The following is a 22,854-nucleotide window of genomic DNA, read 5'->3' on the forward strand; positions in this document are numbered from 1 at the left end:
CTATCGATGAACTCGCTCACCGGCGAGGCTCGGACAGTGCAGCTGTCCCGGGCCGTCTTTTCCGTAGAGGCTGTGAAGCGGGCCTCCTATTCCCTCATGGCGCTATACGACGTGTCCGTCACCCTTTCGGACGACGATATTGTTTGCACATTGACGCCCGCTACCAAAGCATCGCCGATGGAGACGGCAGAGCGCGACTTTCGGCGGGAAGTAGTCGATCAGGATCTTCGCATTTCGATCGAACAGCGCACCGAGGCTTATCGGGATACCATCCTGGGTCTCGCCTTCTCCCGCACCGGGCTTCAGGATGGCTAAGTTCCGCGATGTAGCTGCGTTCGACGAGTCCGGTGACGCCGGCTACACAATGATGCCCTGGCGTTTTACAGCCCTCGATAATGAGCGCTGCGTCGCGACTAACATGGCCGGCGAATATATCGCTATGTCGCGCGAAGAGGTTTCCGACTTCGCTTCGGGTCGCCTGACGGTGGACTATGATCTTTACAGCGACCTCAAGGCGAAGCACTTCCTGATTGACGCCGATACAGATGTCGCCGTCGACCTCCTGGCTCTCAAAGTCAGGACGAAGCTCGCCCCATTGGCGAACTTCACCGGACTTCACATCTTCGTGACGACCCTTCGGTGCGAGCATAGTTGCCCATACTGCCAAGTCTCCCGCGCCAACGACGACAAGCGCGAGTTCGATATGACCGAGGAAACGGCGATGCGCGCGCTCGACCTCGTCTTCAGATCACCTTCCCCCACGATCAAAATCGAATTTCAGGGTGGCGAATCGCTTCTGAACATGGCGATGATACGTTTCATCGTTGCGGAAGCTCTCCGACGCAACGAAACGGCGCAGCGCAATCTGGCGTTCGTCATCGCGACAAATCTGGCTATACTCGATGAAGAGATGCTGGCATTTGCCCGCGAACACGGCATCCTTATGTCGACTTCGCTCGATGGCCCAGCGGATCTCCACAACCGGAACCGTCCACGGCCCGGCAAAGATTCGCATGAGAAGGCGATCGACGGAATCAGGCGTGCGCGCACCGCTCTTGGTCACTACAATGTCGGCGCGCTGATGACGACGACAGCCGCAAGTCTTTCTCGCGTGCGCGAAATTATCGACGAATATGTGAGGCTCGATTTCGGCGGCATCTTTCTCCGTCCACTGTCCCCTTATGGCTTCGCCATTAAGACGAAGACCTACGCCGCATACGACCAGAAAAAATGGCTCGACTTCTATTTCGAGGGGCTGGACTACATCATCGATCTGAACCTCGATGGCCACGAGTTCATCGAGCATTATGCCGCGATGGTTTTGAAGAAGATGCTGACACCGTTACAGACCAGCTATGTCGATCTCATGAGTCCTGCGGGAATCGGGATCGGCGCGATCGTCTACAACTATGACGGCACCGTCTACGCATCAGACGAGAGCCGGATGCTCGCGGAGATGGGCGACACAACCTTTGCGCTCGGCAACGTGCATGAAAATGACTTCGCCGACATCATGCTCGGTGACGCGCTTCTAAATCCGTTGGAGCAGTCCTTTGCCGGCAGTGTGCCGGGCTGCTCATGGTGCGCTTTCGAGCCATGGTGCGGCGCAGAGCCCGTCTTCCACCATGCGACGCAAGGCGACTTCGTCGGCAAGAAGCCGCTTTCGTCCTTCTGCACCCGCAACATGGCGGTCTTCAGGGGGCTGATACTACGTATGGAAGCGAATCCGGACATCAAGCGCATGTTCGAACGCTGGGCCAATATTGTATGATCACGCTGCGCGGACGTTCTGTTGAGTTCAATCCGGCCGCAATGGAGAGCGGATCACCTCTGCTACGCCTGACTACCAATCGCACCCGGCCCGCCCCTCTGCGCGCGGCCGAGGGGTTCGTCCACGAGGGCGGGGACATGCCCGACGGCTTTGGCTGGTATCTGCTCAAGGCAACCGAAGCCATGACGCTCGTGCCTCCGGGAGTTCCTGCAGCCGTGCTACCTGCCGAGTTTGACCATCTCGCCGATGGCGATGTCGTCAGGCTGGAGCCATCGCGCGGCGGCCTCCGAACGCTCTTCCGCAAGGCGGTCCCTTACAACCACTTCCTGCTTACCGAACGGTGCAACAACTATTGCCTCATGTGCTCCCAGCCGCCGCGAACCGTGGAAGACGGCTGGATCGTAGACGAAATCCTGGAGGCGTTGCCGCTCATGGATCGCCAGGCAACCGAAATCGGTTTCACTGGCGGTGAACCGACACTGCTGGGTGACAGGTTCATCGAACTCGTGCGGGCAGCCGGTTCCCATCTCCCAACGACCGCTCTTCATATTCTATCGAACGGTCGCACCTTTGCTAATGGAACGCTCGCGCGCGACCTCGGCGCCATCCGACATCATGACCTCATGATGGGCATTCCAGTCTATGCTGACTTGGCGCATGTCCACGATCACGTTGTACAGGCCAATGGTGCGTTCGACGAAACCATTCGAGGCATTCTCGCGCTCAAAGCCCATGGTGTTCGTGTTGAAGTGCGCGTTGTCCTCCAACAACAGACCATAGCCCGCTTAGTCCCACTGGCTCGATTCTTGGCGCGAAACCTCCTCTTCATTGATCATGTTGCTCTCATGGGCCTTGAACTTACAGGCTTTGCTCGCGCGAACTTGGACCAAATTTGGATCGACCCCATCGACTATCAGGCAGAATTGGTAGAAGCCGTAGGCATCCTTGATCGAGCCGGGCTTAAAACATCGATTTACAACAGTCAGACGTGCGTTCTCGCGCCGTCGATCAGACGCTTCGCTCGCCGCTCAATCAGCGACTGGAAGCAGGACTACATGCCCGAATGCTCAGGCTGTTTGGGCAGGAACGGATGCGGTGGGTTCTTTGCCTCCGCCAAGCTTCGTTATAGTCGAGCCATTTCGCCGATTACTGAACAGGCAACCTAAATTGCCGCCACTCCTTTACATATCGCACAATACACGGGCTCCGGCTTAGATGATGATGGCCTGAGCGGCATTTAGAGCGGTGATGGTCGTCTGTACCTCGGCATAGAGATCTGCTTCGACCCCTTGCGTATCGATTTCGACGACAAGAGCGAAACGAACCTGCGGTTCTCCGTCCTTCAACATCGCAGTGTGTTGCCACCATCCGGCGACTGGATGAATGGCCAGGAGATTGCGGCGGGCAAGATCCGAGGCTTTGCACGTCAACTGGTCGATATGGAGGGAGCCTACGTCGCGTCTGCTGCTTCCAAAGTCCCACAGATCGTCTTCATCGACCTGAGGCCCGGCCGGCTCGGCGGCCTTGCTGATGCGGGCCATGAACTGCTGGGCATTCTCGCCGGCGCGGTTGAGCTTGAACCGGAGGTTGTGGGATGCGTAGCGATAGCGCGAGCCACGGGATGCTTCGGCGGGATTGGGGGCAATGAAGGAGCTGAGCGCGACCCTGAGCGTCACCTCCGCATTGCCGAGCTTGCGCAACTCCTCGACCGGCCATGGCAGCGTGAAGAGCCGCATCTCCTTATGGACGCCTCCACCTGTTTTCTCCGATAGACCGTAAGGAATGATGACGTCCTGAACGATCAGCGACAGGGCGTTCGATGCGCTACGATGGGCTCTGTCGAGATCGGGCACCCCGTAGCCATAGCGCTGGAACAGGCGCGCATAGCTGCCCTTGTTTGGTTGCGCGGGAAGGTGCGAGCGCATCTGCGGCGTCCAGCGGGCGGATGCCACATAGAGCGCCCGGATGGTTTCGGGCCAGAGCAGTGGATAGTCTGACCACAACTCGGTGATCTGTTTGGCCGCGATGGCCGTTGCAGCGCTCGTGTCATAGGTGAGGCTGAACGAGCGTTGGGGATAGGCATGATGGACCGTGAGCAGCGACAGATCGCTATGCCGCATGGGTGGAGGCACTGTGCCGGCAGCCCAGTTGCCGCCTTCAAGGACAATGTCGGGCTTGAGTGGCCATGTCGATGACCACGATGCTGTTCGGGAGCTGGGCGAGAGGTCGCCAAAAGGCGCAACGAAGGTGAGGCCGTCGGTCGCCGGAAGCATCGTCTTTTCGGTGTAGGCCCCAACACTGATCGCATTCCACGCCTGCGCCGGTGATTCCAGCTCATTGTCGGGATGGTCGCAGGTGCCGAGATATGGATCCGCGGTGAACTTGAAATTGTCAGTGTTACCGGCAGACACCAGGATCAATCGTGGGTTTGTGCGCTGGCCCGATACGCCGGCGGCAAGCTGGTCGACTTCGGTGGACCATGACGTCGGCGCACCGTCGTGGGGAGTGTCCTCGTCAGTTGTGGCGGCCATGGTGAAGGTCCGCCTGCGAATAGTGTGCTCGACAGTGTCGATCGCGCGGCGGGTCATAACGCCCAGCAGGTGATGCGGGTTCCCCCCTGCATCCGGAACCAGTTTCACCGATTCCAGCCGATGCGAGACCGTAACCGGCATCGTTGATTGCAGGGTGAAGGTCAGATCGCCGAAGAGCGCGAGGCCGGCGAGCTGGGTTCCATGGCCCCTGACGTCCTCCAGCCCCCATGCAGGCTCAGCGGCATGCCGATCCGGCGCGAGCAGCACAGGAGCGAGAAGCGGATGGGCGCGGCTGATGCCCGTGTCGAGGAGGGTGACATAGCCACCGTTCGCCCCGCCGGTATAGGTCGTTCGCTGGGAAAGGTCCTCAACCCAGGCAACCTGCTCCTGCACATCCATTGCGTCGAAGAAGTCGGCGGTGGCCGCAGGCGCTGCAAGAGCGCGAACGCCGCCAAGTCGTCGCACGGCGAGGGCGATATGATCCCGCGTTGCCTGCCCTATTACGACCACATCTTCCGGGAAATACAGTCGATCGGTTTCGATCTGCACCTGATAGGCAGCGGCCTGGGCAGTGAAAGCGTCCACTTCTTCGGGCTCCAGCCAGATTTCCCAGTGCGTCTCGCCATTATCTGCGGGGAACTTGTCCTGCGGACCGCGCCAGAGCGCCCGCAAGCCAGCTTCGGTGATGGCGGCCAGGCTCTGGACGAGATTGGCGTTCTTGGGCCGACCAGGGATGAGCCGACCGTCCTTTTCCCTGTCGGGCGTATCTTCCGTTTCGAACTGTTCGATCTTCTTGCGGAGCTTCTCGACGCCCTTTGCCGTGGCGAAAACGGTCGCTGTCTCGATCGTACCCGCTTCGCTGACCTCGGCATCGCTACGCAGCAGGGCAATGCCGCTCGATCCCAGACTATCCTTTGCCAGCGGCTCGTTCGGTCGTCCTTTGACCTCAAGATAGACGCCGGGGAGGCCGTCGGTCGCTACCGGGGGGAGGAGATCAATGGCTTGAAGCAGAGCCTGGGCGTGGCCCGACCGATTGAGGACGTCACTTGGCGATTTGCCCCCGCCCCCGCCTTTTGCTCGAAACGGATGCGCCTGTCCGAGATCCTTCAGAAGAAAGTGCCGTAGATTCCGTGGCATTCGCGCCTCTTCCCAGTCCCTGTAGCGAGCGACGGCGCTCCAGCGAGTTTACCAGATCAAGCGTTGTTATCGTGTTCCGATCGCCAAGTACTGCCCGGCGGGCGGCGTCTTCGGCCGCGGCTATGACGTCAGCTGTCGACAGACCGATGGCACAGTCGGTGACCCTCTTCCACGACAGGCGAGCATAGGAGAAGCCGGTCAGACGCCGTTCGAGAGCCTCGCGGATCGCGGTCGCATCGGGCAGCTCGTAGGAGAGAACGAGATCGAACCGACGCAGCACCGCGCGATCAAGGATCTCGGCGAGATTTGTGGTAGCGATCACGATCGAGGGGCCCGTGTCCTCGTCGAGAAACTGTAGGAATGAGTTCAGAACGCGGCGGGCTTCGCCGACATCGTTTCCGTCGCCTCTCGCTGCTGCAAGGGCGTCGATCTCGTCGAACAGATACACGCCACGCGTCGTTTTGATCGCGTCGAACACGAGCTTCAGCTTCTGGGCCGTTTCACCCATGAACTTCGTGATGAGGCCGTGCAGCATCACCGAGAAGAGCGGGAATTGAAGCTCGCCGGCGAGGCCATGGGCGCTCATGGTCTTGCCCGTGCCCGGAGGCCCGGACAGGAGAATGCGCCGCCTCGGCTTGAGGCCCTTTTCCTCGAGCTTCTCGCGCATCCGCGTTTCTATGACGATGTGCGATAGTTCCTCCTCGATCAGAGGCGGCAGGATGACGCTGTTCAACCGCTCGCTTGGATAGGAGGCGAACAGGAATTGCGCGAGATCGCCGCGAGGCGCAGCGATCGGTGTGAGGTTGGGCGTTCGCGAGGCCGGTTGCGGCGGTGTCTGGCCGGCATTGGCCCATTGACGCAGGGTTTCGGCGAGCCGTTTATGCCCCTTCTGCTCCTCGGCAGCAGAGAGCTGCATGGCGAGATCGAAGAAGCGATCGGAATCCCCCTCCGCGTGGCTCTTTACGAGACCTATGAGTTGCTGCGCTGATGCCATTTTCATTATGTATCGCGCAATTGCTCGCGATACACCCCCCCATTTGCCTGTTTAGATAACGCAGCAATTGCGCGTTGCGTCAATCCTGGACTGAGCCCGGAACGGCCGCTCATCTCCATTCCCTGGCTGCGGGCCCGATACTGACCAGTCGATGACGGCAACGGCGCGAACTGGACCATTTTGCGCTCCGAACGGGCGCGAAGATGCTGGTACCAGACGCAAAAGAGCAAGTCTGTGCCAGGAGACAGGGTCGCGGGGTCAGCGGCTGCGACACCGTTGAAAATGACAGCGACCCGCCCACGTTGCGAGTTTGTGAGTTTATGTTGCAGCGCAGCGTGGGGCCTTGCGTTACCGGGTCGGCGGCTTAAATGCGGCGAAAAGCAGGTCGATGAGGTTCATATTGGCTGGGGAGCGTCCGGGTCTGCGGCAGGCTGCCGCATGGCTCTCTGAAATCGTGGGACCCGACAAGGGCTATGTGAATGTAGGCCTCGTCTACACATTGGCGATCACGCTGCTGTCGCTAGCGATGCCGATTTCGGTGCAGCTGCTGATCAACTCGGTGGCGCGCACTGCGCTGATTGCGCCACTTTGGATCCTTTCCGGCGTTCTGCTGGCCCTGTTGCTGCTGGTCGCAGGCTTGAGCGCGTTGCGCATTTACCTGCTGGCCATGTTCGAACGGCGCATCTTCTCCCGTGTCGTGGCGGAGGTCACCGTGCGTGCGGTACACGCGCAAAATCCATTTTTTGCGGACGACAGTCGCGGCAGCCTGTTCAATCGCTATTTCGACATGGTGGTCGTCCAAAAGGCGGTGCCGAGCCTCGTGATCGGCGCCTTCACAATCATCCTGCAGGGTGCTGTCGGCCTGATAGTGACCAGTTTCTACCATCCCTTCTTCCTGGCGTTCAACATCATCCTGGTGGCGACATGCCTGCTCATCTGGCTGGTATGGCGGCATGGCGCGATCACCGGCGCTGTTGGCGTGTCGCACGCCAAGCATGAAGCCGCGCACTGGCTGGAAAGTGTCGGCGCGTCCAACGGCTTCTATAAATCCGCGCGCCATCTCGATTTCGCGATGGACCGGTCAGAGGCAGTGACAGCCCATTACATCCAGGCGCACCGGCACTATTTTCGCTACAGCTTTGCGCAGGCGCTGGGCTATTTCCTGGTCTATGCGCTCGCTGCGGCGGCGCTGCTGGCGCTCGGCGGGAACCTCATCCTCGCGGGCCAGCTTTCGATCGGCCAGCTCGTGGCGGCCGAGCTCATCATGTCCGGCGTCTTCTACGGCATCTATCAGCTGGGCTGGTATCTCGACACCTTTTACGATCTGGTGGCGAGCTCAGAGGAACTGTCGCAGATTTTCGCCATCCCGCAGGAACCCAAAGGTCTGAGCGGTCAGGCGCCGCCAGATGGATCGGTGCGTTTTCGCAATGTTGACCTCGCAGGATCCCGCTTCGATTTCGAAGTCGGCAGCGGCGAGCAAGCCGTCATCGTGGCGGAGCCCGGGATCGAGAGCCAGGTCGCGCTTCTGCTCAAGCGTCATGCGAGCCCTGACAGGGGATTGCTGTCGATCGGGGGCAGCGAATTGGGCAGCTTCGACATGTATTTACTGCGATCCGCCGTGATGGTGCTGAACCGGCCCACGATCGTGGACATCACCATCCGCGAATATCTCAATCTGGCGGCAGGTCGCAATGCTGACGGCGCCATGATCATGCGTACGCTCGACATGGTCGGTCTTGCCGCGCGCATCGCGAGCCTGCCCGACGGGCTGGACACGCGACTGGCCAGTTCAGGCTCGCCCTTCTCGATCGTCGAGGTGATGCAGCTGAAGCTGGCCAACGCGTTGCTCGGGCGGCCCAAGGTGCTGTTGCTGTCGCAACTCTATGACATGATGCCCGCCGGACCGTTGCGCGCGACGCTAGGGATGTTGAGGGAGCATGGCACGACGGTCCTTTTCTTTACCGGCCGGCCCGAAACGCTCGATCTTGATCGCTGCTACTGGCTTGGCGCGCGTTCGCAGCGCCGCTTTACAGATCAGGCGGAGCTGGCGCGCTTCTTTGCCGGGGAGGAACCAAGGACGTGACGATCGATCCGGCGCAGCTGACCCATTTTCGATCGCTTGCGAGCCTGCGGCCGCCGCGGGCGGCCATGGTCGTGGCATGGCTGATCCTGCTGGGCCTTTGTCTGGCCGTTGCCATCCTGTTCGTACCATGGCGGCAGACCGCGCAGGGCGAGGGCCAGGTGATCGCGCTCGACCCCGACGATCGGGCGCGGCAGATATCCTCGCTGGTCGATGGCCGCGTCGATCGCTTCTTCGTTGAGGACGGCCAGCTGGTGAAGGCCGGCGATCCCATCGTTCAGGTCGTCGATATCGATCCCAATTTTCTGGAGCGCCTGGCCGCAGAGAAAGCGGAAATCGAGACCCAGATCGCCGCGATCGTGCAAGCCCGCGCCGTCGCCTCGATCGATGTGGGGCGCACCGGGCAGCTTTACGCCGAGGGACTCGCCGCGCGGCGGGACTTCGAACAGACGCAGATCAAGATCGCCGACGCAAACGCCAAGCTGGCCGAGGCCCGGGCGAAACTCAAGCAGATCGAGGTGCGGCAAAAGCGGCAATCGGCGCAGGTCGTCACCGCGCCGCGCGACGGCCGGGTCCAAAACCTCAATGCGGCGGCCGGCGGCGCGCTGGTTTCCGCCGGGACGGTGCTGGCGACGATCGCGCCCGAGCAGATCGAGCGCGCAGTCGAGCTCTATGTAGACGGCCGCGATATCCCGCTGGTTGATCAGGGGCGTCCGGTTCGTCTGGAATTCGAGGGTTTTCCCGCCTTCCAGTTCAGCGGCTGGCCCGGCTTTGCCGTCGGCATCTATGATGGGCAGGTGCGGTCGGTCGATCCTACGCCGCGCGCCGACGGGCTGTTCCGCGTACTGGTCGAACCCAGGTCCGGCAAGCCCGCCTGGCCCGAGCGCAGGTTCGTCCGGCAGGGCAGCAAGGTGCTCGGCTGGATTCAGGGCGACAATGTCACGGTCGGTTATGAATTGTGGCGTCAGCTCAACGACTTCCCGCTCAGTTTCGGGCAGGATCAGGTTGCGCGCAAGCAGGACGCTAAGGCGGAGAAAAGCTCGATCGAGAAGAAGAAGTGACGATGCGCATCAGGATCGGAACGGGCGCACTGTTGATCCTCGCAACTGTCTCAGTGGCAAACGGGCAGGAGGTTGCCAGCGAACCGGCTGCTGTCGCCGCGCAGGGCGGCGGTCCGCTCACCCTGGATGACGTGCTGCGATCCTCATCCCGGTCGGCGCCCGACATCATCGCGGCGCTCGCGCGCAAGCGCCAGGCCCAGGCGCGGGAGATGACCGCGCAGGGGGCGTTCGATACCGTTTTTGCGGTGGAGGGGCGCACTCGCGCCCAGGGCTATTATGACGGCACCGAACTGGCCGGAAAGGCCGAGCATCCGTTCATGGACAATGGCGGCTACGTCTACGGGCAATACCGCGTCTCTCGCAGAGACTTTCCGGTCTATGAGGACAAGGCCTACACCAATCGGCTGGGCGAGGTGAAGGTTGGCGCGCTCTATTCCCTGCTGCGCGATCGCCTGATTGATGCGCGCCGGTCCCAATTCAGGCTCGCCGCCAACGACATCGACATTGCCCGGTTCGAGACCAAGGCTACCAGCATCGGGGTGCAGATCCGCGCGACCGACGCTTTTCAGAAATGGGTGGCAGCGGGGCTGAAGCTTAAGGCCTATCAGGCGCTCATGGCCCTGGCCCAGGACCGGACGCTGGGAATCCGGCGCCAGGTTCAACTGGGCGCCAAGCCCGACATATTGCTGATCGAGAACGAGGCCAATCTGGTCAAGCGCGAGGCCCTGGTCGTCGAGGCCCGGCAGGCCTTTCGCGCGGCGGCCGTGAAACTTTCCCTCTATTATAGGGACGAGCTGGGGCTGCCGGTGGTGGTCGACGAGGGGAGGTTGCCGGACGGGGCGGATGCGTTCGGCAAGCTCAGGGCCGATCCCACCTTCAATCTGGAAGGGCGGCCTGATTTTGCCATATTGCTGGAGGAAATCGACAAAGCGACGGTCAAGCTTGCACTTGCGCGCAACGACATGAAGCCGCGGCTGGACATTACCGCCGAAGTCGCCAGGGATCTGGGACCTGAGGGGCCAGGCGGATATAGCCGCACGCCGCTCGAGGCGATCGTGGGCTTGACCTTCAAGGTCCCACTCCAGAACCGCAAGGCGAGGGGCAAGATGGCAGAGACCCAGGCCAAGATCGATGAACTGACCGTCAAGCAACGCTTCCTTGCCGAAAAGATACAGGCAGAGGTCGCATCGATCGGGATCGAGGTGGAGACGGCAAACCAGCTGGTCGACACAACCGAACGGGAACGCGCACTCGCGCAGAGGCTGGCAAGCGCCGAGCGCCGCCGCTTCGAGCTTGGATCGAGCGACTTCTTCCTGGTCAACCAGCGCGAGGAAAACGCGACCAGCGCGGAGGTGAAGCTGATCGAGGCACGAGCGCGCATTGCCGCCGCCCGGGCCGAACTGGCGGCGGCGACAGCCGATGAGGATGCGTTGCGCCTGGACCTTCAGTCGCCGATGGGGTGAGCGAGCGGAGGTCGCAATCTCTGATTAAGTGGGCGACCTGGCCTGCCCCAAGCCTTGAAGTGACAGGGGCCTTCGACGGCGGCGGTCTCCACGATCTTCGAAGCTGGCGGTCGGCAAGTGCCCCATGCCTGTCAAGAGGTCGCACCGGTGCGCTTGCCGCGAAAGTGAAAAGGGCAGGATTTCAGAGGCCGGGCTGAAGCGCGCCGTTTTTTTTTACGCCGCTAAAGGGAGTTTCCCGCGCATTTGGCAGCGGACATTCGCGGCAACCTGTCTACCGATATGCTATCGGAGAGCTTGTCTGTTGAGCCTGAGGGCATTGGTGACGACGCTGACCGATGACAGCGCCATCGCCGCCGCCGCGATCATGGGTGAGAGCAGGATGCCGAACAGCGGGTAGAGCAGGCCCGCCGCGATCGGGACGCCGGCAGCATTGTAGATGAAGGCGAAGACAAGGTTTTGCCGAATGTTCGACATGGTCGCCCGACTGAGCAGACGGGCGCGAACGATGCCGTTGAGATCGCCCTTGAGCAGGGTTACGCCCGCACTCTCGATGGCAACGTCCGTTCCGGAACCCATGGCAATACCGACATCGGCGGCAGCAAGGGCTGGAGCATCGTTCACGCCATCGCCGGCCATGGCGACGATCCGGCCCTCGCTCTTGAGCCTGGCGATGACCGCGCTCTTCTGATCGGGCAGCACTTCGGCCTCGACCTCGTCAATGCCCAGCCTCGCCGCGACCGCCTGCGCCGTGGTCTTGTTGTCGCCCGTCAGCATCACCACGCGGATTCCCGCCTCGCGCAGGGCGGCCAATGCTTCCGGGGTCGTTGGCTTGACCGGATCTGCGACGGCGATAACGCCTGCCGCCTTGCCGTCGATGCCAAGGAAGATCGCGGTTGCGCCATCGCGGCGTAGATCGTCGGCGGAAGCGGCAAGCGCACTGGTGTCGATGCCCTCGTCGCCCAGAAAGCGGGCATTGCCCAGCACGATCCGCCGGCCTTCGACAATGCCCGTCGCCCCGCGTCCGGTCGGAGAATCGAACGCATTGACCTCGGGCAAGGCCATCGACCGGCTGCGGGCGGCTTCGACAATGGCGAGAGCGAGCGGATGCTCCGAAGCCCTTTCGACCGAGGCGGCGAAGCGGAGCAGGTCGGCCTCCACATAGCTTTCCGCCGGCACTATGGCGGTTACGGCGGGACGTCCTTGCGTGAGTGTCCCGGTCTTGTCGATGACCAGGGTGTCGACCTTCTCCATATGCTCCAGCGCCTCGGCATTCTTGATGAGCACGCCAAGCCCCGCGCCCCTGCCGACGCCCACCATGATCGACATCGGCGTGGCCAGACCCAGCGCGCAGGGGCAGGCGATGATGAGCACCGCGACAGCGGCGACAAGACCATAGGCGAAGCGGGGTTCAGGTCCCCAGATGCCCCAACCGGCAAAGGCGAGGGCGGCGATGGCGACGACCACCGGCACGAACCAGCCTGAGACCTGATCGGCCATGCGCTGGATCGGCGCGCGCGAACGCTGCGCCTCGGCGACCATCTGCACGATGCGGGCCAGCATCGTGTCGCGGCCCACCTTGGTGGCAACGATGACAAGCGCACCGGTCTGGTTGAGCGTGCCGCCGATGACGCTGTCGCCCTTGATCTTGGTGACGGGCATGGATTCGCCTGTCACCATGGACTCGTCGAGCGATGAACGTCCGTCCTCGACCGTGCCGTCGACGGGCACCTTTTCGCCCGGGCGCACCCGGAGACGGTCACCGACGCCGACGAGATCGAGGCTGACTTCCTCGTCCTCGCCATTTGCGAGCAGACGGCGGGCCGTCTTGGGCGCAAGGCGGAGCAGTGCCTTGATCGCGCCCGACGTTCGTTCGCGCGCGCGCAGCTCGAGCAGCTGGCCGAGCAGGACAAGGACAGTGATCACCGCTGCCGCCTCGAAATACACAGCCACCGTGCCGTCTGCATTGCGGAAGGCCGGAGGGAACAGTCTCGGGGCGAGCGCGGCGACCATGCTGTAAGCCCATGCGACCCCTGTACCCATGGCGATCAGGGTGAACATGTTGAGGCTGCGGGTCTTGAGCGAGGTCCAGCCACGCTCGAAAAACGGCCATCCGGCCCAAAGCACGACGGGCGTTGCCAGCACCAGCTGGATCCCGATTGACACTGGCATGGGCACGGTGTGGTGAAGCGCGGGAAACAGATGCCCGCCCATTTCCAGCACGAGCACGGGAAAGGCGAGGATGAGGCCAATCCAGAAGCGGCGTGTCATGTCAGCCAGTTCCGGGCTAGGGCCGCTCTCGACCCGCGCCATTTCGGGTTCAAGGGCCATACCGCAGATCGGACAGGCGCCGGGATGATCCTGCCGCACTTCCGGGTGCATCGGGCAGGTCCAGATCGTGCCCTCGGGGTTTGCGTTCGGACTGAACGAGGTTTCGCCAATAAAGCGCAGGGGATCGGCTACGAACCTTGCCTGGCATTTGCTGCTGCAGAAATAATAGGTCTTGCCGCCATGCCCGGCGCGATGCGCTGTGCCATGCGGGTCGACCGTCATGCCGCAGACGGGATCGCGCGCGTCCTGCTCCCCCATGAGGGTGTCGTGATCGTGACGGGCATGGTCCATCTCAGTTCCTCGTCTGATCTACGTCCCTGCTGCTCGACACCGTGTTGACGGCAATAAGCTAAGGCGGGCGGTTTGCATGCCTGGGTAGGACGATCGAACGCGGGACGCGCTAGGGTACTATACGTATATCGCGCGCACGGCTGACGGTCGATGATCGTCGCATTTCGAATATCCCGAGGACAGGAAGATGCGATGTGCGTTCGAGATCGGGGCCCTCATGCTTGCCATGACGGCCGCGCCGGCTTTTGCTCAACAGGCCGATCGCCATGCAGATCATCAAACCGCCGTGCAGGAAGCCGTGCCGGGTAAACCCGCTACGAACGTGCCGAAGCCTTCCGGGCACCCCAGGCATGACCATGATTGCTGTCCTATGATGGACAAGGAAAGCGCCGGTCACAGTCGGAGCGCCGACAAGGCGACCGGGGCGGACATGATGACGGACGGCATGATGAACCCGTCGCAGGATCGTGCTCCGCCCAAGCATGGCCACGCGCACAAGTGAAGGGATCGCCACCATGGCGGAGCGATCACGCCAGAGGATATTCCGTTCCAGAATCGTCCTGATCGGCTTCATGGTGATTGCCGCTTTTCTCCTGCTGTCGGAACACCGTGCGCATCTGCTGGGCGTCCTGCCCTATTTGCTGCTCCTCGCCTGCCCCCTGATGCACCTGTTTATGCATCACGGACACGGACGCCATGGCTATCGGGGACAGGACAGACCCGGCAGCCAGCCACCTGTTACCGCCGACGCCACGCGCGCCGGAGACCGGCCATGACACATATGCATCAGCCCGGCTATGGGCTGTGGGGCCTCGTACTCGTCAATGCGGCGGTCTTCATCCTGTTCGCCTTCAGCTTCTTCAAGCCCGAGACCAAAGGTGACTGGCGCAGTTTTGGCGCGTTCAGCGCCTTCCTGGTTGCACTGTTTGCCGAGATGTACGGATTCCCACTGACGATCTACCTGTTCTCGGGCTGGCTTCAGTCGCGCTACCCCAATGTCGATTGGTTCTCTCACGATGCGGGGCATCTGCTGGAGATGATGTTCGGCTGGAAGGTCAATCCGCATTGGGGGGCCTTCCACATCGCCAGATTCATACTGATCGGAGCCGGCTTCTGGCTGATCTCGGTTGGCTGGAATGCCTTGCACACGGCGCAGCGCCGGCACCGCCTGGTGACGACTGGCATCTACGCCCGCGTGCGCCACCCTCAATATGACGGCTTCATCCTCATCATGCTCGGTTTCCTGCTGAATGGCCGACTCTGCTGACCATCGCGATGTTCCCTGTCCTGGTCGTCATGTATGTACGGCTGGCCCGCCATGAGGAAGTCGACGCCATCGCGGAATCGGACAGGCGTATCGCGACTATATGGCGCGCGTGCCGGCCTTCCTGCCAGGCCCCGGAGGCGCTGTGTCTAACCGTCGCTGACCCAGCAGATCGAAGGAGGCTGCGATGGATCATGAAAAGCGCGCGGCGGCACCGGTTCCCATCGTGACGCTGGGCCTTGCGCTCAGCCTGTTTCTGGCGCTGTCCTGTCTCTTGTGCATCGCAGGCTGCAAGCTGCTCGCGAACCTGCCTCTCCAGCACTCCGCCCTGGCTATCTTTCTTCCGGGCTTTCGGCTTCTGACCTGGAGAAGCTTCTGGATGGGTCTGGCGGAAAGCGTCGGCTGGCGATGGTATGGCGCCCCGCTGTTCGGCACGATCTATAATATCCGGCTGTCGCGGCGGCGAGGCGCCTGGTTCCGGGAGGCGGCCGCGTTTTCTCTGCGTTGTTGCCAAAGCCGCCGGTTGGCCGGCACGGCGGCTGACTAGCGGATCGGCGCCCGCGTGTTGATGCCGGCGTCCTCGTCGGTTTCACCTGCTGGCGGACCTGCGCCCCGATCACGGTAGGACGGCAGATCCGGCGCATTGTCGCGGGTTGGCTGGGCCTCCAGCCGGGCGATGTGCCGCTTCATTTCGGCGATCTCACGTACCTGCGCGTCGATGATCCGATCGGCGAGCTTTCGTACCTGCGGATCCTTGATGTGGGCCCGCTCGCTGGTCATGATGGCGATCGAGTGGTGCGGTATCATCGCCTTCATGTAAGAAACGTCGCTCACGGTCTCCTGACTGCGGACGAACCACAAGGCCCCTGTGGATAGAGCGACCGAGCCGAGGAGGATTGCTATGTTCGCCCGGCGGTTGGGATACATGCCCCACATGAACCCGATCATGATGAGCGCCATGGTCGCGCCCATCACAACCGCCATCCAGGCTCGCGTCTGGCTGAATTCGACATGTCCGAGGGCATAGCTGTTCAGGTACATCAGGCCGAACATCACCACGGTCGATGTCGCGATCATGGCTGCGAACCTGCCGTAGGTCATAACCATCTTCTTGGGCCTGTTGTTGTGCTCGGTGGGGTCCATGTTGCGCTCCTGCGTCAGCTTATGACATGGAACGCGCGGGCGAGCCTTAGGTGTCAGCCTGTGATCCGCAACCGGGTAAAGAGCATGAAGCTCGTCGGGTCTGATCCATAGCGGGACTGAATGTCGCGCGGCAGATCATATTTGCTGACAAGGCCGCCAAGGTCGAGCGCGACCTTGCCCAGCGGCACTGAATGGTAGCCGCCCAAGCTGAGCTTGCTGACATTAAAGACCTTACCGGCGAGTGGATCGCCTTCGTGGATGTCGCCGAACAGCTCGTCCTTGTCGACATTCTCTGCGCGCCCGAAAAGGGTCCAGCGACCGAACTGTACCGCGCTATCGAGCAGAAACGCATCGGTCTTGTGGCCGTGCTCGCCCCCCGAGGGATCGTTCCGCCCCCATGCAAGGGTCGATTGCCAGTTGCGGTCCTCGCCGAGCGGCAGGTTCCAGGTGACGGATGCCGAGGTCCGGCGCACATCTTCTTCGGGGTGCAGCCCCTCAGGGCTGTTCAGGAACCCATGGCTCACCTGCAGGGACAGGTTCGTGGTCGGATTGACGGTCGCACGGACGGACCAACTGTCCATGCGAGGGCGCTCGATGTCCCAGCGGCGCTCGTCAGGCTCGCGCCCTGTGAAGATCGACCCTTCCAGTTTCAGTCCCTTGTAGACAAGGCCAGCGGTCGCGACGCCGAAGGTGACATGGGTACTGTCGAGCCAGTGGTGCGAAATCGGGGCCTCCGGATTGGCCATTCCCGAAAAGCGATGCATGTAGGTCGCCGGTCCAAGTGCCGGCTCTCCGGGCAGGCCGAGATAGAGAAAGGCCGATAGGTCCTGCCCGAGCGGATGGCTGTAGGTCGCGGCCAGTTCCATGAACGCATCGTGCGGGTGCTGACGATCGACCAGCTCGGTGCGGCCGTCGGCCGTCTCGCCTGTGGCGAGCAGCAGCGGGTAGCCGCTCTTGCCCATGAGAGGGTCAAGGCTGCCCATGGCGCGTAGCGTGAGCGTGCCGCGGCCCACCGGGCGCTGCGCCATTCCCATCAGCATCGAAGTCGAAAACGTCTTGCTGTCGCCGCGCGGCCCGCCCTGATGGTCTTGGATGAGCGTGACGAAGCCGTGGATCATCGTCGACCAATCGCCGGTCTTGCCCATGATAGCCCACATGGGGGAGCTGTCGGGTTGCCAGGCGGTGCCGGAGGCATCGCGCATCATGCTGTAGCCGCCGAGCGCACCTTTCATGCCTTTCATGTCCATGCCGGCATGGTTCATTCCGGGCATCGAGCCATGGTCCATGGCGCCGCTATCCATGCCAGGCATCGCATCATCGCGGGCAGGATCTCGCAGAGTGCTGTGCACGGCGCCGTGGTTCAGCCCAGGCTGGGGATCCGTTGGCGGTGCGCTCTGCGAGCCCTGATGAGCGGGAGGCGTTGGCGCCGGTTTGGCCTGTGCCGAGGGTTCGGCGTGGCGCTGATGTCGCCCCCTGTCCATACCCGGCATGGCCTGGGCAAAGGCTGCGGCAGGTGCGCAGAGCGCGGTAGCGGCGAGCAGTATTTTGATCGACATATTTTTCCCAATCGTGTGGCGCACACGTCTCGCGCAGATGCGCCAGCGCACCCACTTGCAAGCGTAACGCATGAATTGTCGGAAGGGAGCGGAGGGGCGCGAGGGCCCCTGCGCCGCCAGCTTATTCCTCCCGGGCGCCCGGCACCCCGTGCCCAGCATGTTCATCGTTCCTGGTTTCATCGCAGCATGACTTGCCGTCCTTGCAGGGGTCGGTGCCCTCTTTGCAGCAGGGCGCGTCTGCGCAGCAGCCGGCCGCGAACGCGGTGGCGGGAACGGCTAGGGCAAGCGCCGCGCCCATGATCGAAATCATCTTCATTGTATAGCTCCGTGAATGCGTTTGGTCGTTCCGTGCGGTTGGACGCAGGCAATTCGCGGAGGGGGTGGAGCCGGCCCGTGGGAGACACCGGCGAGCTTTGCCAGGATTGATGCCGCTGGATGGGTCTTGGCGAATAGCATCTCGGCAAAGATGGCTGCGGCAGTGTCGGGAATGGCGGCGCAGAGCCCGCAGAAGGCGGTGTCGGCTTTGAGCGGCCTGTGCGGCTGCGCCGGCATGCCGGCGCAGTGCAAATCCGATGCGGCCGCCATCCTCGAGGGGGCCGCGGTCGCTGCGCATCCCGCGCTTATGCCAGGGAACAAGCCCGATGGCGACCAGCGCCAGCAGCAGGAGCTTCACAACGGATCGGGGCGGGATGTGCGCCATGCCCTCTCTCCAGGATCGCGGCCGCAAAACGGCAGCCAAGCCGGTCACATCGCGCCTCCAGGAGTGACCATCCAGGCCGCCATCGCGATCATCATCAGGTTCTCGGTGAGCGACACAAAGCCGAGCGGCACCTTGGTGGCCCCGCCAACGCAGGCGCACTTCAACTCGCGCCGATCAATGTAGACGGCCTTGAAGACAGATGCGGCGCCGACCGTGCCGATGAACAGTGCGACCGGCACCGATAGCCAGGTCATCACTCCAGCAAGCATCAGGACGCCAGCCAGTCCTTCGGCGAAAGGATAGACGTAACTGTAGGGCACCCAGCGTCGCGCGAGCAGGTCGTAATTGAGGAACATCGTCGAGAAGCCCTCGATGTCCTGAAGCTTGAGGAGAGCCAGAACGCACATGCTCAAAGCGATGAACCATTCGATCGCGCGGACCGAGAAAACTGTGCCAGACACGGCGTGGCTCGCAGCGAGCGCCATGAGCGCGGTCATCGCGAAAACGGCCACCACCGGTTTGTAGCTGGTGGAGCCAGGGTCGGGCACGGATTTGCCGAAAAAGCGCCGCAGGTCATCATAGCCGCCGACGCGCTCGCCTCCGATGAAAGTCTGCGGCGTCGTCTGGACCCCGTTCTCAGCCTTGAAGGCGTCAGCCTCCTCTCGCGTTTGCAACCAATGGTCGTCGACCTCATAGCCGTGGCTCTTAAGCAGATGCCTGGCCTTCAGGCCGTAGGGGCATATATGCTGCGGCATCACCATGCGGTGCAGGGCCGCGCGCTTGATCGTCCGGGTAATCATGGGAGTGGTTATTTGGAACTCGTCATCTGATCATTCCCGTACCATATAGGATCCGTACCACAGTACGGAGTCAAGACCTATGTCGTTCACGATCGGTGGCCTCGCTGCGGCAGGCGGCGTCGGTGTCGAGACGGTCCGCTATTATCAGCGGCGCGGCCTTATGATCGAGCCTGACCGACAGGGCGGCGTTCGACGCTACGACGCTGCGGACCTGCGGCGGTTGCGGTTCATCCGCTCGGCGCAGACTGCCGGGTTCACGCTGGAAGAGATTGGCGAGCTACTCCAGCTCGATTCAGTTGATGACCGGCCCCGCGCGCGCGAACTCGCGAAAGCCCGCATCGCAGCCCTGGACGTGAAGATCAGCGAAATGCAGCAAGCTCGCGCGGCACTTTCCCGACTGGCCGACGCCTGCGGCCGTCAAAAGACGGGAGCCTGTCCGATCATTACCGCATTCGAAAGCTGAGATGGCATCCAATCATTTGCGTCCTTTTCGCAGCGGCTGCGATTATCCTGCAAGGTGAATGGCCCGCTTGTCGGGCGGCCCTTCAAGAAGGGCGGTTGCTTGCGGCAAGTCTCGCGCAATGCTTGTCCCATCGCCTGTCCCTGTCCCATCGCCTGTCCGCGGGTCACGCGTGAAGCGCACGAAACTCGTGTTGCGCGTCGGCTGGACCTGATAGTCTCGATCATCGGCCATCTTCATGCGCCGGCCGACAGAGAGACTCCATGTGCTCCCGCCTTTTTCGGAGGATTGCATGGTGCGCGACATTTCTTCATTGATGGATCTGCTTGCCGTCTCGGCCGTTTTTCTTCTCTTCCTGGGCTGGCGCATCTTCGGGAGACGGCGCTGACCAGAGCTGCCTCACCCCCATGCGAACGCTCAGCCGGGCGTGCGCCGCCCTTACAGAAGATATCCGTCATTCTGGATCACTCGACCCCGGCTCTCAGCCGAATCCAGCAGAACTGGCTCGCGGCAAAAGAGCGGCAGCTTCTCACATGGCTGTGCGCCCGCATGCCCGACTCGGTGACCCCCGATCGCCTGACCGCCACCGGCATGGCGGGCGCCGCGCTTGTCTTTTCAGGCTATGCCGCGAGCAATCTCTCGGCCTGGTGGCTGCTCCTCGCGATCGGCGGCTATGGCCTTCAGTGGTTTGGCGACTCCATGGATGGAAGCCTCGCGCGCTATCGACGGATCGAGCGGCCATCCTATGGATATTTCATCGATCACAGTTGCGACGGGCTGGCGACCTTGCTGATCCTGACCGGCATTGGCCTTAGCCCCTTCGTGGCGATGGATGTCGCGCTTCTTGCGCTCGCAGGATATCTTCTTCTCTCGATCCATGCCTTCCTGTCCGCGCGCGTGCTCGGTGAATTCAAACTCTCCTATCTGCAAGCCGGCCCAACCGAGCTGAGGCTGATGCTGATCGGTCTGACCATCATGATGATGGTCCTTGGGACGGGGCGGGGATATTTCGGCGCCTGGTCGGGTTTTGATCTTTTCGTGGCAACGGCGGGCATCATCCTGATCATGCTCTTCATCATCCAGACACTGGTGACCGGAAAAAGGCTCGCAAAGTCGGAGGCCGCGGCAAGGACGGGCGTATAGGCCTGCGCGCGCGCAAAGCGGGCGAGCCGAAGAATGCCATCACAGGAACAGCCCCAGGGCTTCAAGGAGAATCATGATGCCCAGCCTCTCTGGCTTTTCGATCGATGCAGATGGAGAAACCTATCGTCTGCGCCTCACGCTCGAGAATGGCTCTGCGTTCGACATTGCCGTTTCGCCAGAGCAGCTCGACCTGCTCGCCGAGGAAATCGACCGTCGCCTGGACATGGACCTGCCAGCGCCGCTGCCTGATCTCCAGGGCAGGGTCGGGTCACCCTGACCGCACACCCTTCTGCCTTCATGGCTCCCGATGCCGATTGCAGGGAGCAGGCGGTCCTGCCAGCCAGGGAAAGTTCCGGACGGCGCGCGATGCGGTCAGCCAACGGCGGGAGCCTTGAGGGGTAGGGCCTCCCGATCGCGGACGCGCGCCTGATCCGCCATCATCCTGGCGTCAGGCAAAGACGGAACGTGCTGCCCTCTCCAGGCGCGCTCGATTTGAGGGCGATCGTCCCGCCATGGAGCTCCACGAGCTGCCGGACGAGCGCCAGGCCGATGCCGAGCCCTTCATGGCCGGCGCTGTTGACATCCTTCACCTGCGTGAACAGGTCGAAGATATGGGCCTGCTTGTCGGCCGGGATGCCGATGCCGTTATCGGCAACCTCTATCACAATCTGGCCGTCGATCATCGCTGCTGCGAGCTGGACCCTGCCGCCAGTGGGTGTGTACTTGGCGGCATTGTTGAGCAGGTTCGTGACGATCTGGGCAAGCCGCGCATGGTCGGCCTCCAGCCAGATCGGCTCGGGCGGGATGTCGAGAACCAGCTCATGGTCTCCGGCATCGATCTGCGGCTGGCTCGATTCTATCGCGAAGGAAAGGACATCCTGGAGGCGCAGCCGCTCCTTCCTCAAGGATATCTTGCCCTGGTCGAGCCGGGCGACGTCGAGGAGATCCTCGATGAGGCGGGAGAGGTGCCTCACATGCCGCTCCATCTGGTTGCGCACGTCCCGGGCAGCGGGCGTGCCATCGCGCTTTTCCAGCAGATGCAGCCCGGCCGTGAGCGCCATGATGGGATTGCGCAATTCGTGCCCGAGAATGGCAAGAAAGCGGTTCTTGTGCTGGTCGGCGGCCTGGAGCGCCCTTGTCATGGCCTCGAGCTCGTCCCGCTGGGCCGTGACGTGCCGGCGCTGTTCGTGAAGGTCGAAGAACACGGCCGCCTTCGAGCGCAATATGTCGCCCTCTATGGGCTTGTGAATGAAATCGACCGCGCCCGCTTCATAACCGCGGAAGCGGCGCTGGCGGTCGGCGCTGCCGGCCGTCAGGAAGATGATGGGAATATGGCGCGTGCGCTCGCTTCCCCGCATGAACTCGGCAAGCTGAAACCCGTCCATGCCGGGCATTTGCACGTCCAGGAATGCAAGGGCTACATCATGGACGAGCAGCAGTTCGAGCGCCTCGTCGCCCGACCGGGCCTTGAGGCAGACAAGCCCCTCGCGCCGCAGAAGCGCCTCGAGTGCGACCAGATTCTCGTCGAGATCATCGACAAGCAGGCAGTAGAGGAGATTCTTGTCGGGACTCATGTCGCGGTCAGTTCCAGCAGGAGGGATATAATGCCGTCAAGGTCAGCTTGCCTTGCCGCCGGACAGGCCGCCAGGGCCGCCCGCGGCATCGTGGGCACCAGAGCCGTCGCGGGATCCTGAACGATTCCCATGCCGCCCGCCTCGACCACCGCCTTGAGGCCGCTGGCGCCGTCCTGGTTGGCGCCGGTAAGGACGATCCCGACCAGGCCGGTACCAAAGGCATCGGCCGCGCTTTCAAACAGAACATCGATCGCCGGCCGGCTGTGATGAACAGGCTCGTCGGACGACAAGGACAGCGAACCATCCGCTTCCACCAGAAGATGATAGTCCGAAGGTGCGAAATAGATGGTGCCCGGGCACGTCTCTTCCTTGTCCTCAGCCTCCTTGACCCTGAGGCGGCATCGCGTCTGGAAAAGGGAAACCAGTGAGTTTCCGCGATCGCGGGGCACATGAACGACGACCAGGACGGGCAGGCGATAGCCTGCCGGAAGGGCGGGAAGGATCTGGAGCAGGGCCTCCACCGCGCCCGCCGAGGCCCCTATCGCCACTGCGCTTGGC

The 22,854-nt window shown here is 62.4% G+C and carries 22 protein-coding genes; 13 read left to right on the forward strand and 9 right to left on the reverse strand.

Annotation, left to right across the window (positions count from 1 at the left end):
- Positions 1–6 precede the first annotated feature (6 nt).
- From YP76_RS24930 to hxsC, 3 genes are read left to right on the forward strand one after another with little or no spacing between them, the layout of a single operon-like run.
- Positions 7–315, forward strand: coding sequence for a hypothetical protein (locus YP76_RS24930; RefSeq protein ID WP_021243633.1), 309 nt, complete (start codon positions 7–9; stop codon positions 313–315).
- Positions 308–1,771, forward strand: a complete 1,464-nt coding sequence (hxsB, locus tag YP76_RS24935) for a His-Xaa-Ser system radical SAM maturase HxsB (RefSeq protein WP_046766088.1) — start codon at positions 308–310, stop codon at positions 1,769–1,771. Before YP76_RS24930 ends, hxsB begins: the two co-directional genes overlap by 8 nt.
- Positions 1,768–2,937, forward strand: a complete 1,170-nt coding sequence (hxsC, locus tag YP76_RS24940; RefSeq protein WP_046766089.1) for a His-Xaa-Ser system radical SAM maturase HxsC — start codon at positions 1,768–1,770, stop codon at positions 2,935–2,937. The genes hxsB and hxsC overlap by 4 nt, the downstream gene beginning before the upstream one ends.
- A 45-nt stretch (positions 2,938–2,982) precedes the next feature.
- Here hxsC and YP76_RS24945 read toward each other — a convergent pair whose 3' ends face one another.
- Positions 2,983–5,439 (reverse strand): S8 family peptidase, encoded by a 2,457-nt coding sequence (locus YP76_RS24945; protein ID WP_082749212.1) that lies wholly within the window; start codon positions 5,437–5,439, stop codon positions 2,983–2,985.
- Positions 5,345–6,433, reverse strand: coding sequence for an AAA family ATPase (locus YP76_RS24950; protein WP_021243629.1), 1,089 nt, complete (start codon positions 6,431–6,433; stop codon positions 5,345–5,347). The genes YP76_RS24945 and YP76_RS24950 overlap by 95 nt, the downstream gene beginning before the upstream one ends.
- A 400-nt stretch (positions 6,434–6,833) precedes the next feature.
- Between YP76_RS24950 and YP76_RS24955 the strand changes: the two genes are divergently transcribed.
- From YP76_RS24955 to YP76_RS24965, 3 genes are read left to right on the forward strand one after another with little or no spacing between them, the layout of a single operon-like run.
- Positions 6,834–8,516 (forward strand): ATP-binding cassette domain-containing protein, encoded by a 1,683-nt coding sequence (locus YP76_RS24955; RefSeq protein WP_046766116.1) that lies wholly within the window; start codon positions 6,834–6,836, stop codon positions 8,514–8,516.
- The gene (locus YP76_RS24960) at positions 8,513–9,574 is read left to right on the forward strand and encodes an efflux RND transporter periplasmic adaptor subunit (protein ID WP_046766090.1); all 1,062 of its coding nucleotides are present in this window, start codon (positions 8,513–8,515) and stop codon (positions 9,572–9,574) included. Before YP76_RS24955 ends, YP76_RS24960 begins: the two co-directional genes overlap by 4 nt.
- 2 nt (positions 9,575–9,576) lie before the next feature.
- Complete coding sequence (locus YP76_RS24965) at positions 9,577–11,037, forward strand: TolC family protein (protein ID WP_084733350.1); 1,461 nt, start codon at positions 9,577–9,579, stop codon at positions 11,035–11,037.
- Positions 11,038–11,319: 282 nt separating this feature from the next.
- Here the strand turns inward: YP76_RS24965 and YP76_RS24970 are convergent, their stop codons facing one another.
- Positions 11,320–13,656: a heavy metal translocating P-type ATPase gene (locus YP76_RS24970; protein ID WP_046766091.1), complete on the reverse strand. Its 2,337-nt coding sequence runs from the start codon at positions 13,654–13,656 to the stop codon at positions 11,320–11,322.
- 370 nt (positions 13,657–14,026) lie between these two features.
- Here YP76_RS24970 and YP76_RS29130 point away from each other — a divergent pair, with 370 nt between their 5' ends.
- From YP76_RS29130 to YP76_RS24985, 4 genes are all read left to right on the forward strand, one after another.
- Positions 14,027–14,158, forward strand: coding sequence for a hypothetical protein (locus tag YP76_RS29130; protein ID WP_269748668.1), 132 nt, complete (start codon positions 14,027–14,029; stop codon positions 14,156–14,158).
- Entirely contained in the window at positions 14,139–14,432 is a 294-nt protein-coding gene (locus tag YP76_RS27410) for a DUF2933 domain-containing protein (RefSeq protein WP_232307724.1), read from the forward strand. Before YP76_RS29130 ends, YP76_RS27410 begins: the two co-directional genes overlap by 20 nt.
- Positions 14,429–14,923, forward strand: coding sequence for a methyltransferase family protein (locus YP76_RS24980; RefSeq protein ID WP_456320446.1), 495 nt, complete (start codon positions 14,429–14,431; stop codon positions 14,921–14,923). The genes YP76_RS27410 and YP76_RS24980 overlap by 4 nt, the downstream gene beginning before the upstream one ends.
- Before the next feature lie 184 nt (positions 14,924–15,107).
- Complete coding sequence (locus tag YP76_RS24985) at positions 15,108–15,467, forward strand: hypothetical protein (protein WP_052757574.1); 360 nt, start codon at positions 15,108–15,110, stop codon at positions 15,465–15,467.
- Here the strand turns inward: YP76_RS24985 and YP76_RS24990 are convergent.
- From YP76_RS24990 to YP76_RS25005, 4 genes are all read right to left on the reverse strand, one after another.
- Positions 15,464–16,063 carry a DUF305 domain-containing protein gene (locus YP76_RS24990; RefSeq protein ID WP_198147593.1) on the reverse strand — a complete coding sequence of 200 codons (600 nt, stop codon included), beginning with the start codon at positions 16,061–16,063 and terminating at the stop codon, positions 15,464–15,466. The genes YP76_RS24985 and YP76_RS24990 overlap by 4 nt on opposite strands.
- A 53-nt stretch (positions 16,064–16,116) precedes the next feature.
- Positions 16,117–17,670, reverse strand: coding sequence for a hypothetical protein (locus YP76_RS24995; RefSeq protein ID WP_157035885.1), 1,554 nt, complete (start codon positions 17,668–17,670; stop codon positions 16,117–16,119).
- A gap of 70 nt (positions 17,671–17,740) precedes the next feature.
- Complete coding sequence (locus YP76_RS25000) at positions 17,741–17,935, reverse strand: hypothetical protein (protein ID WP_046766120.1); 195 nt, start codon at positions 17,933–17,935, stop codon at positions 17,741–17,743.
- 428 nt (positions 17,936–18,363) lie between these two features.
- A complete protein-coding gene (locus YP76_RS25005; RefSeq protein WP_046766094.1) occupies positions 18,364–19,119 on the reverse strand; it encodes a glutaredoxin family protein in 756 nt (251 codons plus the stop codon).
- A gap of 79 nt (positions 19,120–19,198) precedes the next feature.
- On the opposite strand from YP76_RS25005, the gene YP76_RS25010 reads away from it, so the two are divergent.
- The 3 genes from YP76_RS25010 (at position 19,199) to YP76_RS25020 (ending at position 20,999) form a co-directional block, all read left to right on the forward strand.
- Entirely contained in the window at positions 19,199–19,582 is a 384-nt protein-coding gene (locus YP76_RS25010) for a MerR family transcriptional regulator (protein WP_021243614.1), read from the forward strand.
- 546 nt (positions 19,583–20,128) lie between these two features.
- Complete coding sequence (locus tag YP76_RS25015; RefSeq protein ID WP_046766095.1) at positions 20,129–20,722, forward strand: CDP-alcohol phosphatidyltransferase family protein; 594 nt, start codon at positions 20,129–20,131, stop codon at positions 20,720–20,722.
- A gap of 76 nt (positions 20,723–20,798) precedes the next feature.
- The gene (locus YP76_RS25020) at positions 20,799–20,999 is read left to right on the forward strand and encodes a hypothetical protein (RefSeq protein WP_148648616.1); all 201 of its coding nucleotides are present in this window, start codon (positions 20,799–20,801) and stop codon (positions 20,997–20,999) included.
- 160 nt (positions 21,000–21,159) lie between these two features.
- On the opposite strand, the gene YP76_RS25025 is transcribed toward YP76_RS25020, so the two are convergent.
- Together YP76_RS25025 and YP76_RS25030 are read right to left on the reverse strand one after the other, a co-directional pair.
- Positions 21,160–22,296, reverse strand: a complete 1,137-nt coding sequence (locus YP76_RS25025; RefSeq protein WP_046766096.1) for a hybrid sensor histidine kinase/response regulator — start codon at positions 22,294–22,296, stop codon at positions 21,160–21,162.
- Complete coding sequence (locus YP76_RS25030; RefSeq protein WP_408640461.1) at positions 22,293–22,844, reverse strand: chemotaxis protein CheB; 552 nt, start codon at positions 22,842–22,844, stop codon at positions 22,293–22,295. Before YP76_RS25030 ends, YP76_RS25025 begins: the two co-directional genes overlap by 4 nt.
- Positions 22,845–22,854: the final 10 nt, after the last annotated feature.

The organism is Sphingobium chungbukense (genome assembly GCF_001005725.1).
GTDB classification, from domain to species: domain Bacteria; phylum Pseudomonadota; class Alphaproteobacteria; order Sphingomonadales; family Sphingomonadaceae; genus Sphingobium; species Sphingobium chungbukense.

What these genes read in the sequence shown, in the direction of transcription:
- YP76_RS24930 (WP_021243633.1), top strand. Translation starts at nt 7, where the DNA reads ATGAACTCGCTCACCGGCGAGGCTCGGACAGTGCAGCTGTCCCGGGCC.
- hxsB (WP_046766088.1), top strand. Translation starts at nt 308, where the DNA reads ATGGCTAAGTTCCGCGATGTAGCTGCGTTCGACGAGTCCGGTGACGCC.
- hxsC (WP_046766089.1), top strand. Translation starts at nt 1,768, where the DNA reads ATGATCACGCTGCGCGGACGTTCTGTTGAGTTCAATCCGGCCGCAATG.
- YP76_RS24945 (WP_082749212.1), bottom strand. Translation starts at nt 5,439, where the DNA reads ATGCCACGGAATCTACGGCACTTTCTTCTGAAGGATCTCGGACAGGCG.
- YP76_RS24950 (WP_021243629.1), bottom strand. Translation starts at nt 6,433, where the DNA reads ATGGCATCAGCGCAGCAACTCATAGGTCTCGTAAAGAGCCACGCGGAG.
- YP76_RS24965 (WP_084733350.1), top strand. Translation starts at nt 9,577, where the DNA reads ATGCGCATCAGGATCGGAACGGGCGCACTGTTGATCCTCGCAACTGTC.
- YP76_RS24970 (WP_046766091.1), bottom strand. Translation starts at nt 13,656, where the DNA reads ATGGACCATGCCCGTCACGATCACGACACCCTCATGGGGGAGCAGGAC.
- YP76_RS29130 (WP_269748668.1), top strand. Translation starts at nt 14,027, where the DNA reads ATGATGGACAAGGAAAGCGCCGGTCACAGTCGGAGCGCCGACAAGGCG.
- YP76_RS27410 (WP_232307724.1), top strand. Translation starts at nt 14,139, where the DNA reads ATGGCCACGCGCACAAGTGAAGGGATCGCCACCATGGCGGAGCGATCA.
- YP76_RS24980 (WP_456320446.1), top strand. Translation starts at nt 14,429, where the DNA reads ATGACACATATGCATCAGCCCGGCTATGGGCTGTGGGGCCTCGTACTC.
- YP76_RS24985 (WP_052757574.1), top strand. Translation starts at nt 15,108, where the DNA reads ATGGATCATGAAAAGCGCGCGGCGGCACCGGTTCCCATCGTGACGCTG.
- YP76_RS24990 (WP_198147593.1), bottom strand. Translation starts at nt 16,063, where the DNA reads ATGGACCCCACCGAGCACAACAACAGGCCCAAGAAGATGGTTATGACC.
- YP76_RS25000 (WP_046766120.1), bottom strand. Translation starts at nt 17,935, where the DNA reads ATGAAGATGATTTCGATCATGGGCGCGGCGCTTGCCCTAGCCGTTCCC.
- YP76_RS25005 (WP_046766094.1), bottom strand. Translation starts at nt 19,119, where the DNA reads ATGATTACCCGGACGATCAAGCGCGCGGCCCTGCACCGCATGGTGATG.
- YP76_RS25010 (WP_021243614.1), top strand. Translation starts at nt 19,199, where the DNA reads ATGTCGTTCACGATCGGTGGCCTCGCTGCGGCAGGCGGCGTCGGTGTC.
- YP76_RS25015 (WP_046766095.1), top strand. Translation starts at nt 20,129, where the DNA reads ATGCCCGACTCGGTGACCCCCGATCGCCTGACCGCCACCGGCATGGCG.
- YP76_RS25020 (WP_148648616.1), top strand. Translation starts at nt 20,799, where the DNA reads ATGCCCAGCCTCTCTGGCTTTTCGATCGATGCAGATGGAGAAACCTAT.
- YP76_RS25025 (WP_046766096.1), bottom strand. Translation starts at nt 22,296, where the DNA reads ATGAGTCCCGACAAGAATCTCCTCTACTGCCTGCTTGTCGATGATCTC.